The organism is Streptomyces sp. SAT1 (genome assembly GCF_001654495.1).
Classification (GTDB): domain Bacteria; phylum Actinomycetota; class Actinomycetes; order Streptomycetales; family Streptomycetaceae; genus Streptomyces; species Streptomyces andamanensis.
Genome location: NZ_CP015849.1, coordinates 4,351,655 through 4,366,134, shown reverse-complemented (window position 1 = coordinate 4,366,134; position 14,480 = coordinate 4,351,655). Strand labels below are relative to the sequence as shown.

Genomic DNA, 14,480 nt, shown 5'->3' with positions numbered 1-14,480 from the left:
CCCGGACGCGGGCCACTCCGGGCCGGGTCCAGGCCGGGCGGCGCCGCGCCAGGCGCGGGCGGCGGGGCCGGGTCCAGCCGCTTGGGGCCGGGTCCAAACCGCTCAGGGCTGAGCCCGAACCGCCCAGGGCCGGGTCCGAACCGCCCCCTGCCCGGCGCCGTCGTCTCAGCGCAGCGAGGCCCACAGTTCGTCGGCCGCCGGTTCCTTCGCCACCACCCGGTTGTGGTCGGAGGGGGCCTGCACCACCGGCATCATCACGGTGCGGACCTTGCCGTCGGGCAGGCCCTTCAGGCTCTGGCCGAGCCTCATCAGTTCGGGGAGCGAGTCCAGGCCGGTGTCCGTGGTGAGGCTGCCGGTGACCGCGTCCGCGACGCGGTAGAGGCGGGCCGGGTCGGTGAGCAGGCCGGTGCTGGAGACCTCCTTCAGCAGCGCGGTCACCAACTGCTGCTGGAGCCCTATGCGGCCCAGGTCGCTGCCGTCGCCGATGCCGTGCCGGGTGCGGGCCAGGGCGAGGGCCCGGGTGCCGTCGAGCCGGTGGGTGCCCGCCTTCAGGTGCAGATGGCTCTGGTCGTCGTCGATGTCCTGGTCCGTGGTGACGGTGACTCCGCCGAGGGCGTCGACCAGCTTCGCGAAGCCGGTGAAGTCCAGCTCCAGGTAGTGGTCCATGCGGACGCCGGTCATGGCCTCCACCGTCTTGACCGCGCACACCGGACCGCCCACCTCGTAGGCGGTGTTGAACATCGCCTGGTACGCCGGTGCCGTGGAGCCGCCCGAGGCCAGCGGGCAGGACGGCCGGGTCACCAGCGTGTCGCGCGGGATGCTCACCACGGTGGCCGAGGTACGGCCCGCGTCGATGTGCACCACCATCGCCGTGTCGGAGCGGGCACCCTCGCTGTCGCCCCCGCCCAGCGCCCGGTTGGCGCCACTGCGCGAGTCGGAGCCGAGGACGAGCAGGTTGAGGGCACCGCTCGGCAGGGGCGGCGCGGTGGCCGGGGCGCCGGACGCGGCCGGTTCCGCCGGGCCGGCGGCCGGGCGTGCCGGGCGGTCGTCGCCGAGCGCGCCGTCGATGTCGACGCCGGTGATGTTCTGGTTCAGATGCCAGTAGGCCCAGCCCGCGGTGGCCGTACCCAGCACCACGACCCCGGCCAGCACCAGCGCGGCGGCCCGCAGGCGCCGCCTCCCCCTGCGTCCCCCGGCGTCCTCAGCCGTGTGCCCCGTCTCCGGAGCGGGCTCCGCCGCGTTCCCCGCCGTGTGTCCCCTCACAGGCAGGAACGTACGTCCGAATTATGAGCGGGATGTCAGGAAGTCGTCACCACGACGTCTTTCTCGGGAAAATCTCATCTTCAACCACTCCTCGCCCACTCCTCGCCCGTTCCACACCCACTCCTCGCCACCCCCTCCGAAAGTTTCGCCGGCTGGGACCCGGAGCCGCCCGCCGGACCCGTCGGCCTGGACCCGCCGGAGAACCGCGCCGTGGCCCGCCGCCTGGCCGAGGAGTCGGTGGTGCTCCTCGACAACCCCGGCGGCCTGCTGCCCCTCTCCCCCGCCGCCCGGATCGCGGTGGTCGGCCCGCGCGCGGACGACGCCCTGGCGATGCTCGGCTGCTACTCCTTCCCCTCCCACGTCGGCGCCCAGCACCCCGAGGTGCCCCTGGGCATCGCGATCCCCACCCTGCTGGAGGCGCTGCGCGGCGAACTGCCGGACGCCCGGGTGACGTTCACCGAGGGCTGCGGCGTCGCGGACCCGGACACCACCGGCTTCGCGGCGGCCGTGGCCCGCGCGGCGCAGGCCGAGGTGTGCGTGGCCGTGCTGGGCGACCGCTCGGGCCTGTTCGGGCGCGGCACCTCCGGCGAGGGCTGCGACGTGGCGGACCTCGCGCTGCCCGGCGCGCAGGGCGCGCTGCTGGACGCGCTGGTCGCCACGGGGGTGCCCGTCGTCCTGGTGCTGCTCACCGGCCGCCCCTACGCGCTGGGCCGCTGGGCGGGCCGGCTGGGCGCCGTCGTGCAGGCGTTCTTCCCCGGCGAGGAGGGCGGCCCCGCGGTGGCGGGCGTGCTGTCGGGCCGGGTCAACCCGTCCGGCCGCCTCCCGGTGAGCGTGCCGCGCGGTCCCGGCGGCCAGCCCTGGACCTATCTCCAGCCGCCGCTGGGCCTGGTCGGCGAGGTGAGCAGCCTGGACCCGACCCCGCTGTACCCGTTCGGGCACGGCCGCTCGTACACGACGTTCGCCTGGACGGCGGACGCCGTCGGTGGCGGCGACGGCGACGGCGACGGCGACGAGGCGGCGGCGATCGGCACGGACGGCGGATACGACCTGTCGCTGGTCGTCCGCAACACGGGCGGGAGGGCGGGCGCCGAGGTGGTCCAGCTCTATCTGCACGACCCGGTGGCCTCGGTGACCCGGCCCGATGTCCGCCTGATCGGCTATCAGCGGCTGGAGCTGGCCCCCGGCGAGGCCCGCCGGGTCACGTTCGGCTTCCACGCCGACCTGTCGGCCTTCACCGGCCGCACCGGCCGCCGGATCGTCGAACCGGGCGCACTGGAACTGCGGTTGGCCGCCTCCAGCACGGACGTGCGGCACACGGTCCGGCTGACCCTGACGGGCCCGGTGCGGGAGGTGGGCCCGGACCGGCGGCTGCGCTGCGAGGCGCGGGTGACGGCGGTGCAGTGAGCGGCGGGGTCCGGCCGGTGCGCGGCGTCCCGGCCGGACCCGTACGGCACACGGCGCCGCCCCTGCCGCTGGACAGCGACAGCACAAGACCCCGCCCCGGACGAACCGGGACGGGGTCTGATCGAGCGCTGGGCCGGCCTTGCACCTGCATCTCCCCGCAGGAAGCGGGGCGTCTTTCCTTGGACCACCAACGCACTGCTCGCGGGCCGTTTTCCGGCCGCTTGCTGTGTGATGATCATAGCGTAGACGCGGGGCGGTACGCCAACTCGCCTACCGCGCCCCGTCCTCGACCTGCTCGAAGCGCCAGCGGTGGACGGCCCTGGTCACCAACCCCGGTGCGGGCTCGGGCAGTTCCGGGAGATCGGCGCCGAGACCGGCGGCGTCCCACCAGGTGATGACGAGCACCCGGTCCTGCGGGGCGCGGAACGTCTCGCGGCGCAGCGGCTCCTGAGGGAGCGTCTGGCGCCGGGCCCAGTCGAGGAGTTCGCCGCCGCGGCCCTCGGCCGCGCGGGCCTCCCACATCAGCGCGACGGTCACGAGTACAGGTTCTCCTTGCTGACCTCGTGCACATGGTCGTGGCTGTGCCCGTGACCATGGCCGTGCCCGTGCGGCTGGGACGTGCCCGGCACGTGCGGGTCGGTCACCGGCAGGGAGGAGTCCGCGGACAGGTCCCAGTCGGAGGCCGCGCGGTTGCGGGCGACCATCTCGGCGCCGAGCGCCGCCACCATCGCGCCGTTGTCCGTGCACAGCTTGGGGCGGGGCACGCGCAGCCGGACACCGGCCGCCTCGCAGCGCTCCTGGGCGAGGGCGCGCAGCCGGGAGTTGGCGGCCACACCGCCGCCGATCATCAGATGGTCCACGCCCGCGTCCTTGCAGGCGCGTACGGCCTTGCGGGTGAGGACGTCCACGACCGCCTCCTGGAAGGACGCCGCCACGTCCCGCACCGGGACCTCCTCACCGGCCGCCCGCCTGGCCTCGATCCAGCGGGCCACCGCCGTCTTCAGACCGGAGAAGGAGAAGTCGTAGGCGGCGTCGCGCGGACCGGTCAGACCGCGCGGGAAGGCGATGGCCGCCGGGTCGCCCTCGCGCGCGTAGCGGTCGATGACCGGGCCGCCCGGGAAGCCGAGGTTCAGCACGCGGGCGACCTTGTCGAACGCCTCGCCCGCCGCGTCGTCGATCGTCGCGCCCAGCGGCCGCACGTCGGAGGTGATGTCGGCGGACAGCAGCAGCGAGGAGTGGCCGCCGGAGACCAGCAGCGCCATGGTCGGCTCGGGCAGCGGGCCGTGCTCCAGCTGGTCCACGCAGATGTGCGAGGCGAGGTGGTTGACGCCGTACAGCGGCTTGCCGAGCGCGTAGGCGTACGCCTTCGCCGCCGACACGCCCACCAGCAGCGCCCCGGCCAGTCCCGGGCCCGCGGTGACCGCGATGCCGTCCAGGTCCCTGGCGCTCACCCCGGCCTCCTTCAGCGCGCGGTCGATGGTGGGCACCATCGCCTCCAGGTGGGCGCGGGAGGCGACCTCGGGCACGACGCCGCCGAAGCGGGCGTGCTCGTCGACGCTGGAGGCGACGGCGTCCGCCAGCAGGGTGGTGCCGCGGACGACGCCGACACCGGTCTCGTCGCAGGAGGTCTCGATACCGAGGACGAGAGGCTCGTCGCGCGGGTCAGCCATGGATCTCGGTTCCTTGTACGGAGGCGGAGGGGTCGGACAGGCACATCACCAGGGCGTCCACGTTCCCCGGCTGGTAGTAGCCCCTGCGGACCCCGATGGGGGCGAAGCCGAAGCGCTCGTAGAGCTTCTGCGCGCGGATGTTGTCCACGCGGCACTCCAGCATCACCTCGGTGCACTCGAAGGCGGTCGCGGCCCGCAGCAGCTCGGTCAGCAGCCGGGCGCCGAGCCCGCTGCCCCAGAGGTCGCGGACGACCGCGATGGTCTGCACGTCGCCCTGGCCGCCGGAGGCGACCAGCCCCGCGTAGCCGACGATGCGGCCCTCCGCCTCGGCCACCAGATAGCGCCGGGTGGCCTCCGGGCCGCGCGAGTGCGCCAGCTCGGACCAGAACATGCCCCGTGACCAGGCGTCCTCGGGGAAGAGTTCCTTCTCGAGATCCAGCACCGGGTCGATGTCCCACCAGCGCATCTCGCGCAGCGTGTGCCCGGCGGCCCGGTTCGTCGTCGCTCCGGTCACTTCGGGGTGACCACCTTGTAGTTCTTGGGCACCTGCGCGTCCGGCCTGCGCAGGTACAGCGGGCGGGGGGCGGGCAGCTCCTCGCCCGCGGCCAGCTTCTCGGCGGCCAGCGAGGCGAGGGCGGCGGCCGACACGTGCTCGGGCTCGTGCGCCTTCGGGAAGGTGTCCGGGTAGAGCAGCGCGCCGGCGCCGACCGCGGGCAGGCCCGCGACCTGCTCGGCGATGTCGGCGGGCCGGTCGACGGCCGGATCGGTCAGCCGGGTCCGCGAGTCGGCGTAGCGCGCCCAGTAGACCTCCTTGCGGCGGGCGTCGGTGGCCACCACGAAGGGGCCGGGGACGTCGGCCGCGTAGGCGAGCCCGTCGAGCGTGCACACGCCGTGCACGGGGACGCCGAGCGCGAGCCCGAAGGTGTCGGCGGTCATCAGGCCGACGCGCAGTCCGGTGTAGGGGCCGGGGCCGATGCCCGCCACGACGCCCGTGACGGCGTCCAGCGTGACACCGGCCCGGGTCAGGACCCGGTCGACGGCCGGAAGCAGCAGCTCCCCGTGCCGGCGCGCGTCGACCTGACTCGACGAGGCGATGACGGCCGCCCCGTCGTGCAGGGCGACGGTGACGGCGGGGGTGGCGGTATCCAGAGCGAGCAAGAGCACGCGAACAGCCTACGGCGCCGGGGAGTGGTGGGGGACGCGGCGGGCGGACGGGGGCCTGGAGAGGGCAGGGCGCGGGGGCGGGACACCGGGGGCCGGGGCCTGGAGGCAGGGCGGCGAGGCGGTGCCGGGCCTTGGGCGGGGACGCGGGCGGACAGACGGTGGAGGCGCGAGCCGGGGGCCGCGGGTGCTGACCAGGGCAGCGGGCAGACCGGGCCCCGTGGCGGGAGCGTGCCGGTCCCCGTGGCAGACCGGGCACGGTCCCGCCGCAGGCCGGACGCCGGACCGGCGCGCAAGGCCCGGCAACAGAGCAGCAGACCAGGCAGGAGACCAGTCAGCAGACCCAAGCGCGGACTGGACGGGCGGCCCCGAGCGCGGGCCGGACGGCAGACCGGCAGGGAGACCGGGGGACCAGGGAGACAGCGAGCCGGCAGGGGGCCGTAGGGCCGGGGCACGAAGTGGAGCGGGCCACGGGTGGGCCGACGCAGAACCGGCGCAGCCCCCACTCCCCACCGGCCGGACCAGCACAGGCCCCACCGGAAGGCCGGCCGGCATCCCACCGGCCGGACCAGCACAGGCCCCACCGGCCGGACCGCCGCCCGCACCGCCCAGGCACCACCCCGCCCCGCGCCGCCCCGCACCGGCACCGCCGCCCCCACCGCCCCGCACCACACCGGCACCGCCCCCGCACCGCCCCAGGGCCGACACGGCCCCTGGTGGCGGGCCGGGCGCCCCGGTGGGGAACATTGCGACTGCTACCGTCGCAAGACAGGCGAGTGGTGCAGCAACCGATACAAAGGTGGGCAACCGTGGCAAGGAGCAGCGCGGGATTCGTGGCCGGGCTCACCGCCGCCGCCGTCGTCACGGTCGGGTTCCTCGCCTACCGGGCGCAGGCGAACGTACCGCCGGACCTGTCCGGCCGGCCGGGCGCCTCGGCGACGGCCGCGGCGAGCGCCAGCAAGGCGCCCCGCGACCGGCTCCACCCGGCGGCCCTGCCGGCCGGCTCCGGCACGGGCGAGCGGGTCGTGTACTCGGTGGACGACGACCGGGTCTGGCTGGTCGGCGCGGGCGGCCGGGTGGAGAACAGCTTCAAGGTCGTCCCGGGCACCGTGGACCCGGCACCGGGCACCTACGCGGTCACCTCGCGCTCCAAGGCGGTCACCGGCACGGACGGCGTCCCCGTCGAGCACGTCGTCCGGTTCGCGAGTGTCAACGGGGTCGTGATCGGCTTCAGCGCGGCCGTGGACAGCACGCCGCCCGAGGCGGACACGTCCGGTTCCGTGCAGACGGGCGGCATCCGCGAGTCGCGGCCGGACGGCGAGACGATGTGGATGTTCGCGACGATCGGCCAGAAGATCGTCGTCATCCGATAGGGCTACGCCGCGCGCCTCTGCTCTTCCACCGGACGGGGGACCGGGCGCCCCTCGGCGGGCTCCGGGGCACGCGGCGGGCGCGAGACGGCCTCGGCCGCGGCGCAGGAGGCCAGCAGGTCGCGCATGCTCACCCCGGTGACCGGCTTGACCGGGTACGGGCGGGGCGGGTTCTCGGCAGCCGGCATGGACGCCTCCTAGGGCCGGGGGCGGGCGTAGTTAGGTAGACCTAACCACGAGCTGGATACCATGTGACCACGCCCGGGAGCCGCGACGCAAGGCTTGCCGACAGTCTGTCGGAACGAAGGGCGGAGGGAAGGGCCGAGGGAAGGGCGAAACGAAGAGCGAGGGGAAGCCGGCCCCTGTCGTGACGGACAGCCGCTCCCCCGGCGCCGACAGGCCCTAGGACCTGTCCTGGGCGGTGAGGACGCTCAGATCCGCGGCCGACCAGCGCGGGCCGATCCCGGTCACCGTCAGCCGACGCGTCTCGTCGTCCGCCTCCCCGGCCTCGGAAGCCGTCCCGGTCGAGCGGTGGATGGCGATCTGGAGGCGGTCCTCGGTCAGCTCCTCGACCTTGCCCTCGCCCCACTCGACGACGATCACCGAGTCCGGCAGCGAGACGTCCAGATCGAGGTCCTCCATCTCGTCGAGCCCGCCGCCCAGGCGGTACGCGTCGACGTGGACGAGCGGCGGCCCGTCGCCGAGCGACGGGTGCACCCGGGCGATCACGAAGGTCGGGGAGGTGACGGCGCCGCGCACGCCCAGGCCCTCACCGAGTCCGCGGGTCAGCGTGGTCTTGCCCGCGCCCAGCTCCCCGCTGAGCATCACGAGGTCGCCCGCGCGCAGCAGACCGGCGAGCCGGCGGCCCAGCTCCCGCGTCTGCTCGGCGGCGGTGAGGGTGAGCTCGACGGACACGGGGTCAGCCGCGCTGTGCGGTGCTGCTGGCATTGCTGGCCTTTCCATGTTCACCCACGGTAGCGCCTGCCGGGACCGCGCCCGCCCGGGTCAGCAGGTCGGCGAGCCGGTCGGTGACGACCTCCGGGTGCTCCAGCATCACCAGGTGCCCGGCGTCCGGCACCAGCACCAGCTCGGCGTCGGGCAGCAGATCCGCGATGGCCTCGCTGTGCTCGCTGGGCGTGACCAGGTCCTGCACCCCGGCCAGCACGAGCACCGGCCGCCGGGCGAAGAGGGCCAGCGCCTCGGTCTTGTCGTGGTCGGTGAAGGCCGGGTAGAACTCGGCGACCACGTCGATGGGGGTGCTCTCGATCATCCGCTCGGCGAACCGGGCGACGGCCGGGTCGATGTCCCGCCCGGCGAAGGAGTACCGCTTGATGACCCCGGCGAACAGGTCGGCGGTGGCCCGCCGCCCCCGCTCCACCAGCTCCGCGCGCTGCCCGAGCGCCTTGAGCACACCGGGCAGCACCCGCCGCACCGCGTTGACCCCGGCCAGCGGCAGCCCGAAGTTGACCTCGCCCAGCCGCCCCGAGGAGGTGCCCACGAAGGCGGTGGCGACGACCCGGTCCCTGATCAGCTCCGGGTACTGGGCGGCCAGGGCCATCACGGTCATCCCGCCCATGGAGTGCCCGACCAGCACGACCGGGCCCTCGGGCGCGGCGGCGTCGAGGACGGCCTTCAGATCGCGGCCCAGCTGGTCGATGGTGAGCGGCACGCCGTCCCGGCTCTGGGCCACGCCCCGCCCGGACCGGCCGTGGCTGCGCTGGTCCCAGTACACGGACCTGACCACCCCGCGCAGCGCGGCACGCTGGAAGTGCCAGGAGTCCTGGCCGAGGCAGTAGCCGTGGCTGAAGACGACGGTCACGGGCGCGGGGGCCTTCAGCCCGAAGAGCCGGCGGCGGCGCTCGGAGAGCGCCTCGGCGGCCGGGTCGAGGTCGTCGGTCTCGTCGGCCTTGTCGGCCTTGTCGGCCTCGGCGATCTCGTCGATCTCGTAGTACAGCTCGGTGCCGTCGTCGGCGTACGCCCGTCCCGGGGTGCCGCGCAGCGATCCGTACGGCCCCGCCGAGTCCAGGGCGAGCCGGGCCTTCCTGCGCATGTTCCGGCCCACGGTCATCCGTTCGACGGCGACGGTGGCGGCGGCGCCCGCCGCCACCACGCCTATCGCGGCGCCCGCGATACCGGTCGCCCTGCGCCAGCCGCCGAACGCCCCCGAGGCGCCGGCAGCCGCACTGCTCTCGCTCACGTACCGCTCCTCCGTGTGACGGTCCGGCGTGTGCCGTGCCGTGTTCTGCTCGTCCGGGGCCGTCCCGCCGGGGTGTCCTGGGCGCCCCGGCCGGACCGCGCCCCTCCGGCCGCTACTCCTGCTCGCCCGCCGCCCCTCGGGGGCGGGTCTCGTGGAGATGGACGCGGGGGACGCGTGTTCCGATGCGTGTGACGATCTCGTACGCGATGGTGCCTGCGGCCTGCGCCCAGTCCTCGGCGGTGGGCTCGCCCCGGTCGCCCGGCCCGAACAGCACGGCCTCGGACCCGGTCTCCGGTTCGTCGCCGCCCAGGTCGACGGCGAACTGGTCCATGGCGATACGGCCGGCGACCGTGCGCCACTTGCCGCCGATCAGCACCGGCCCGGTGCCCGAGGCGTGGCGCGGGACGCCGTCCGCGTAGCCGACGGGGACCAGGCCGAGGGTGGTCTCGCCCGGGGTGACGTAATGGTGCCCGTAGCTGACGCCGTGCCCGCCGGGCACGTGCTTCACCAGGGCCAGGGAGGCGGACAGGGTCATCACCGGGCGCAGCCCGAAGTCGGCCGGGGTGCCCAGTTCGGGGCTGGGCGAGAGGCCGTAGACGGCGATGCCCGTACGGACCAGGTCGAAGTGGGTCTCCGGCAAGGTGAGCGTGGCGGGCGAGTTGGCGATGTGCCGCACCTCGGGGCGCACGCCCCGCGCCTCGGCGTACGCGGTCATCTCGCGGAACCGGTCGAGCTGCGCGGCGATCGAGGGGTGCCCCGGCTCGTCGGCGCAGGCGAAGTGGGACCACAGTCCGGTGATCCGGACCAGGCCCTCGGCCTCGGCGCGCAGGGCCTCGGCGACGAGCGCGGGCCAGTCGGCGGGCTGGCAGCCGTTGCGGCCGAGCCCGGTGTCGGCCTTCAGCTGCACCCGGGCGGGCCGTCCGGCGGCGCGCGCGGCCTCCCGCACCTCCGCCATGGCCCACAGCCCGCTCACCGACATGTCCACGTCGGCCTCGATCGCCTCCCGCCACGGGCCGCCCGGCGTCCACAGCCAGCACATCACCCGGACCTGCTCGGGCGGGAGCCCGGCCGCGCGCAGCGCCAGCGCCTCCTCGGGCGTGGCGGTGCCGAGCCAGGTGGCACCGGCGGCGACGGCCGCGCGGGCGCACGGCACGGCGCCGTGGCCGTACGCGTCGGACTTGACCACGGCCATCAGGGCGGCGCCGGGCGCCCGCTCGCGCAGGGTCCGCACGTTGGCCCGCAGAGCGGCCAGATCGATCTCGGCGCGGGCGCGCAGCGGGGCCGTCCGCGGGTGTGCTGTCTCGTTCATCGCGCCCCCAGTCTCTCAGAGGGCCTCCGGGGCGGCGGGAGGTCCCGCGGCCGGGGGTCCGGGCCGCGGGCGGTCACCTCAGCCCCGTGCGTCCGGTACGTCCCGTACGTCCCGCCAGGCGTCCGGGATCGCGGCCGCGACGTCGTGGGCGCCTGCGGGGGCGCCGGCCGAGGCGAAGCGGCCGGCGAGTCCGTGCAGGTAGGCGCCCGCGCTGCCCGCGTCCAGGGGGGAGAGCCCGGCCGCCAGCAGGGAGCCCGCGAGACCGGACAGCACATCGCCGCTGCCGGCCGTGGCGAGGTACGGGGTGCCGGTCGGGTTGACCCGGACGGGACCGCCGTCCGGACCGGCGACGAGCGTGGTCGAGCCCTTCAGCAGCACGGTCGCCCGGTAGGCGGCGGCCAGCTCCCGCACGGCGGACAGCCGGGCCGCCTCGACCTCCTCGCGCGCCACCCCCAGCAGGGCGGCGGCCTCGCCCGCGTGTGGGGTCATCAGGGTGGGCGCCTCGCGGTCCCGTACGGCGGCGCGGCCGGCCAGCCGCAGCCCGTCCGCGTCCAGCAGCACGGGCACCGGTGACGCCAGCACCTCGGCCACCGTCGCCGCGTCGTCCCCGGCCCCCGGGCCCACCACCCACGCCTGGACCCGGCCCGCCTCGCGCGGCCCCCGGTCGGACACCAGGGTCTCCGGGAACCGGGCGATCACCGCCTCCCCGGCCGGGCCGACGTACCGTACGGCGCCCGCCCCGCCGCGCAGCGCGCCCGACACCGCGAGCACCGCCGCGCCCGGATAGCGGGCCGAGCCCGCGGCGACCCCGACCACGCCCCGCCGGTACTTGTCGCTCTCGGCGGCCGGGCGCGGCAGCAGCGCGGCCACGTCGGCGTGCTGGAGCGCCTCCAGCTCGGGGTCGGCGGGCAGTTCGGCGCCCAGGCCGATGTCGACGAGCCGGACCGTACCGGCGTACTCGCGGGCCGGGTCGACCAGCAGCCCCGGCTTGTGCGTGCCGAAGGTGACGGTCAGGTCGGCGCGGACGGCCGCCCCGCGCACCTCGCCGCTGTCCGCCTCGACCCCGCTGGGCAGGTCGACGGCGACCACGGCGGCACGGGCGCGGGCCGCGTGCCCGGCCAGCTGTTCCGCCTCGGGGCGCAGCCCGCCCCTGCCGCCGATGCCCACGATCCCGTCGACGACCAGGTCGGCCCGGTCGACCGCGGCCGGTCCCGCGTCCGCGCGGGTGACCGTGCCGCCCGCGCGCCGCAGGGCCGCGAGTCCGCCCGGATGGGTGCGGCCGGGGGCGAGTTCGACCGCGGTGACCCCGGCGCCGCGGCGGGCCAGCCGGGCGCCCGCGTACAGCGCGTCGCCGCCGTTGTCGCCGCTGCCCACCAGCAGCACCACCCGGCGGCCGTACACCCGCCCGAGCAGGTCCGCGCAGGCGGCGGCGAGCCCGGCGGCGGCGCGCTGCATGAGCGCCCCCTCGGGCAGCCGCGCCACGAGGGCGCGCTCGGCTGTTCTGACCGTCTCGACGCTGTGGGCGATACGCATGTCGTCGAGTCTGCCCCGCATACGTCCGGTGCCGCACGGGAACCCGGTGGTCCCGGTGACGACGCGACGCGGCGCACACCGGCGGACACGGCGGCGGGACCCCGGAGGGAGGCGGGCGCATGGCCGAGGACCCGGCGGGTTCCGGCGCCTCGCCCCCATGGGCGGCGCCCGGTGACGACGCGGCGCGCCGGCAGCGCCTCCAGGCCCTGGAGCTGCTCCTGGCCGAGCAGCGCTTCCGGATCGGCAGGCATGTGAGCGCGTGCGGGGCCGCCGGGCGGGACCAGGGCGGCGGCACCGGCACGGGCGCGCTCCCCCGCCCCGCCGCCGCGCCGGTGGGCGAGGCCGTGCGGACCCTGCTCGACTCGCTGCCGGTCCCGGTCACGGTGATCCGCCCGCTGCCCGGCGCGCTGAACCCGCACGACCGGTTCCTCTACGTGGGCCAGAACCGGGCCGCCCGCGAGTACGCCGCCCGGATCCTGCCGCCCGGCGGGCTGGCGCCCTGGTCCGGCCCGGTACCGCTGTTCGAGCGCTTCCCCACCCTGGCCGGCACCGCCGTGCCCCGGCTGCTCGACGAGGTCTGCCGCACCGGCCGGCCGCAGGGCCCGGAGGCCGCCGAGTGGCCGCTGCCGGGCCCGGACGGGCTCACCGTCCGGGTCAGCAGCGAGGTGCGGGTGACGCCTGCGGACGATCTGCTGCTGGTCAGCTGGGAACGCGGCCACGAGTCCCTGATGGCGCAGGAGGCGCAGCGCCTGGTGGGGGTCTGCTGGGCCGAGTGGAGCCTGGGCGACGGCGCCGTCGAGGTGTCCTCCGGGTTCGGGCACGTCCTCGGGGCGCCCGACGGCGAGCCGCCGCCCGGCCTGCTGGAGCTGGGGCGGCGGCTGACACCGCGGAGCCTGGACGCGCTGTACCGGGCCGTCCACGACATCCTGCTGAGCGCGCCGGTGGCGGAGTGCGACCTGCGCCTGACCGGTCCCGACGACCGGATCGTCCATCTCGTCGCCGAGCCGGTACGGCTCACCTCGGGGCCGGTGTGGGCGGTGCGCGCGGTGCTGCACGACGCCACCTCCGACCGGCGCAGCCACGCGCTGGCCGAGCGGGCGACCCGGGAGGCCCAGGTCCAGCGGGAACGCGCGGACACCGTCGCCGAGGTGGCCGAACGGCTCCGCGACGCCGTCCTGCCCGGCTTCCCGGCGGAACTGGCCCGGCACGGCGTGGAGGCGGTGGCCGTCTACCGGCCCGAGGCGCGCGCCGCACGGGTCGGCGGCGACTGGTACAAGACCCGTGTACTGCCCTCGGGCAAGCTGCTCGTCGCGCTCGGCGACGCCCGCGGCCACGGCCTGGCCGCCGTCACGCTGATGGCGAAGCTGCGGTACGCGCTGGCCGGTCTCGCGTACACGGGCGAGTGGGTGGAACGGCTCACCGGCTGGCTCAACGCGGTCGCCTGCGACGACGGCGAGGAGTCCACCGCCACCGCGGTCATCGCCCGCTACCACCCCGACCACCGGCTGCTGCGCTGGACCTGCGCGGGCCACCCGGTGCCGGTCCTGGTCCGCGACGGCGAGCCCCGGCTGCTCGATCCGCCCCCGGGCGGCCCCGGCATGCCGCTGGGCGTGCTGCCGGAGGAGACGTACACGGCGGCGGAGACGCCGCTGCGCCCCGGGGACGTGGTGCTGCTCTACTCGGACGGCCTGATCGAGCGCCGCGGCTCCGACCTCGACCGGGACTCCGCGCGGCTGCTGCGGGCCGTCGCGCGGGGCGCGGCGGGCGGCGTCCCGCCGGGGCGCGACGCGCTCGACGCCTTCGTGCGGGACCTGGTCGACGGTCTCACCGGCCCGCACGCGGAGGACGACGCGACGGTGCTGGCGTTCCGCGTGGTGGACCCGGACGCGCGGGAGGGGAAAGGAGGCTGACGCGCCGTCGCGGCGCCGGCTACCCCTCCGCGACGACGACGGCGGAGGCCACGCCCGCGTCATGGCTGAGCGAGAGGTGCCAGGACCGTACGCCGAGTTCGGCGGCGCGCGCCGCCACCGAGCCCTTCACCCGCAGCCGGGGCCGCCCGCTGTCCTCGACGTACACCTCCGCGTCCGTCCACAGCAGCCCGGCGGGGGCGCCGAGCGCCTTGGCCACGGCCTCCTTGGCGGCGAACCGGGCGGCGAGCGAGGCCATGCCCCGGCGCTCGCCGCTGGGCAGCAGCAGTTCCCGTTCCACGAAGAGGCGGGCGACCAGTCCGGGCGTCCGCTCCAGCGACGCCGCGAACCGGTCGATCTCGGCCACGTCGATACCGACCCCGATGATGCTCATGGAGGGACCCTACGGGGCTTCGCCCCGCCGGAGCCCTACTTGCCGCTGTCCTCGGCCAGGGTGTGCGCCACCAGGGCGTTGGCGTGGCCGTGGCCGAGGCCGTGCTCGGTCTTGAGCCAGGCGACCAGTTCCATGTGCCGGGCCGGCGGCGAGGAGCGGATCAGTTCCTTCCACTCGGCGACCGGCCGGCCGTACTTCTTCTCGATGGAGGGGAAGTAGCTGGCGGGGCCCTTGACGGGTGCGGCGGTCATTGGCGGGGTCCTTTCGTCGGT

14 protein-coding genes and 1 pseudogene are annotated in these 14,480 nt (G+C 76.0%); 3 read left to right on the top strand and 12 right to left on the bottom strand.

Features of this window, described 5'->3' with window-relative positions; translation table 11 throughout:
* Nucleotides 1-165: 165 nt before the first annotated feature.
* A complete protein-coding gene (locus tag A8713_RS18955; protein WP_173860980.1) occupies nucleotides 166-1,170 on the bottom strand; it encodes an LCP family protein in 1,005 nt (334 codons plus the stop codon).
* Nucleotides 1,171-1,416: 246 nt separating this feature from the next.
* Here A8713_RS18955 and A8713_RS18950 point away from each other — a divergent pair.
* Nucleotides 1,417-2,667 (top strand): annotated as a pseudogene (locus A8713_RS18950) (glycoside hydrolase family 3 C-terminal domain-containing protein); the annotation flags it as partial.
* Nucleotides 2,668-2,937: 270 nt separating this feature from the next.
* Here the strand turns inward: A8713_RS18950 and A8713_RS18945 are convergent.
* The 4 genes from A8713_RS18945 to tsaB are packed head-to-tail and all read right to left on the bottom strand — an operon-like array spanning nucleotide 2,938 to nucleotide 5,501.
* Complete coding sequence (locus A8713_RS18945; RefSeq protein WP_064534686.1) at nucleotides 2,938-3,204, bottom strand: hypothetical protein; 267 nt, start codon at nucleotides 3,202-3,204, stop codon at nucleotides 2,938-2,940.
* On the bottom strand, nucleotides 3,201-4,337 hold the full coding sequence (gene tsaD, locus A8713_RS18940) for a tRNA (adenosine(37)-N6)-threonylcarbamoyltransferase complex transferase subunit TsaD (protein ID WP_064534684.1): 1,137 nt from the start codon (nucleotides 4,335-4,337) through the stop codon (nucleotides 3,201-3,203). The genes A8713_RS18945 and tsaD overlap by 4 nt, the downstream gene beginning before the upstream one ends.
* The gene (gene rimI / locus A8713_RS18935) at nucleotides 4,330-4,803 is read right to left on the bottom strand and encodes a ribosomal protein S18-alanine N-acetyltransferase (protein WP_107440809.1); all 474 of its coding nucleotides are present in this window, start codon (nucleotides 4,801-4,803) and stop codon (nucleotides 4,330-4,332) included. Before rimI ends, tsaD begins: the two co-directional genes overlap by 8 nt.
* Nucleotides 4,804-4,847: 44 nt before the next feature.
* Nucleotides 4,848-5,501 carry a tRNA (adenosine(37)-N6)-threonylcarbamoyltransferase complex dimerization subunit type 1 TsaB gene (tsaB, locus tag A8713_RS18930; RefSeq protein ID WP_064534680.1) on the bottom strand — a complete coding sequence of 218 codons (654 nt, stop codon included), beginning with the start codon at nucleotides 5,499-5,501 and terminating at the stop codon, nucleotides 4,848-4,850.
* Between the two features lie 806 nt (nucleotides 5,502-6,307).
* Here tsaB and A8713_RS18925 point away from each other — a divergent pair.
* Entirely contained in the window at nucleotides 6,308-6,871 is a 564-nt protein-coding gene (locus A8713_RS18925; protein ID WP_237305408.1) for a hypothetical protein, read from the top strand.
* Nucleotides 6,872-6,873: 2 nt separating this feature from the next.
* Here the strand turns inward: A8713_RS18925 and A8713_RS18920 are convergent, their stop codons facing one another.
* The 5 genes from A8713_RS18920 to A8713_RS18900 all read right to left on the bottom strand — a co-directional run bounded on the left by A8713_RS18920 (nucleotide 6,874) and on the right by A8713_RS18900 (nucleotide 11,907).
* Entirely contained in the window at nucleotides 6,874-7,056 is a 183-nt protein-coding gene (locus A8713_RS18920; RefSeq protein ID WP_064534676.1) for a hypothetical protein, read from the bottom strand.
* Nucleotides 7,057-7,270: 214 nt separating this feature from the next.
* Nucleotides 7,271-7,816, bottom strand: coding sequence for a tRNA (adenosine(37)-N6)-threonylcarbamoyltransferase complex ATPase subunit type 1 TsaE (gene tsaE / locus A8713_RS18915; protein WP_064534674.1), 546 nt, complete (start codon nucleotides 7,814-7,816; stop codon nucleotides 7,271-7,273).
* Nucleotides 7,788-9,065, bottom strand: coding sequence for an alpha/beta fold hydrolase (locus A8713_RS18910; RefSeq protein WP_064534672.1), 1,278 nt, complete (start codon nucleotides 9,063-9,065; stop codon nucleotides 7,788-7,790). The genes tsaE and A8713_RS18910 overlap by 29 nt, the downstream gene beginning before the upstream one ends.
* Nucleotides 9,066-9,177: 112 nt before the next feature.
* Complete coding sequence (gene alr / locus A8713_RS18905) at nucleotides 9,178-10,374, bottom strand: alanine racemase (RefSeq protein WP_064534670.1); 1,197 nt, start codon at nucleotides 10,372-10,374, stop codon at nucleotides 9,178-9,180.
* A 78-nt stretch (nucleotides 10,375-10,452) separates the two neighbouring features.
* Nucleotides 10,453-11,907 (bottom strand): NAD(P)H-hydrate dehydratase, encoded by a 1,455-nt coding sequence (locus tag A8713_RS18900; protein ID WP_064537579.1) that lies wholly within the window; start codon nucleotides 11,905-11,907, stop codon nucleotides 10,453-10,455.
* 119 nt (nucleotides 11,908-12,026) lie between these two features.
* Between A8713_RS18900 and A8713_RS18895 the strand changes: the two genes are divergently transcribed.
* The gene (locus A8713_RS18895) at nucleotides 12,027-13,817 is read left to right on the top strand and encodes a PP2C family protein-serine/threonine phosphatase (RefSeq protein ID WP_064534669.1); all 1,791 of its coding nucleotides are present in this window, start codon (nucleotides 12,027-12,029) and stop codon (nucleotides 13,815-13,817) included.
* 19 nt (nucleotides 13,818-13,836) lie between these two features.
* Here A8713_RS18895 and A8713_RS18890 read toward each other — a convergent pair whose 3' ends face one another.
* Both A8713_RS18890 and A8713_RS18885 read right to left on the bottom strand, forming a co-directional pair.
* Nucleotides 13,837-14,208, bottom strand: a complete 372-nt coding sequence (locus A8713_RS18890; protein ID WP_018564833.1) for a holo-ACP synthase — start codon at nucleotides 14,206-14,208, stop codon at nucleotides 13,837-13,839.
* A 35-nt stretch (nucleotides 14,209-14,243) separates the two neighbouring features.
* The gene (locus A8713_RS18885) at nucleotides 14,244-14,459 is read right to left on the bottom strand and encodes a DUF4287 domain-containing protein (protein WP_064534668.1); all 216 of its coding nucleotides are present in this window, start codon (nucleotides 14,457-14,459) and stop codon (nucleotides 14,244-14,246) included.
* Nucleotides 14,460-14,480: the final 21 nt, after the last annotated feature.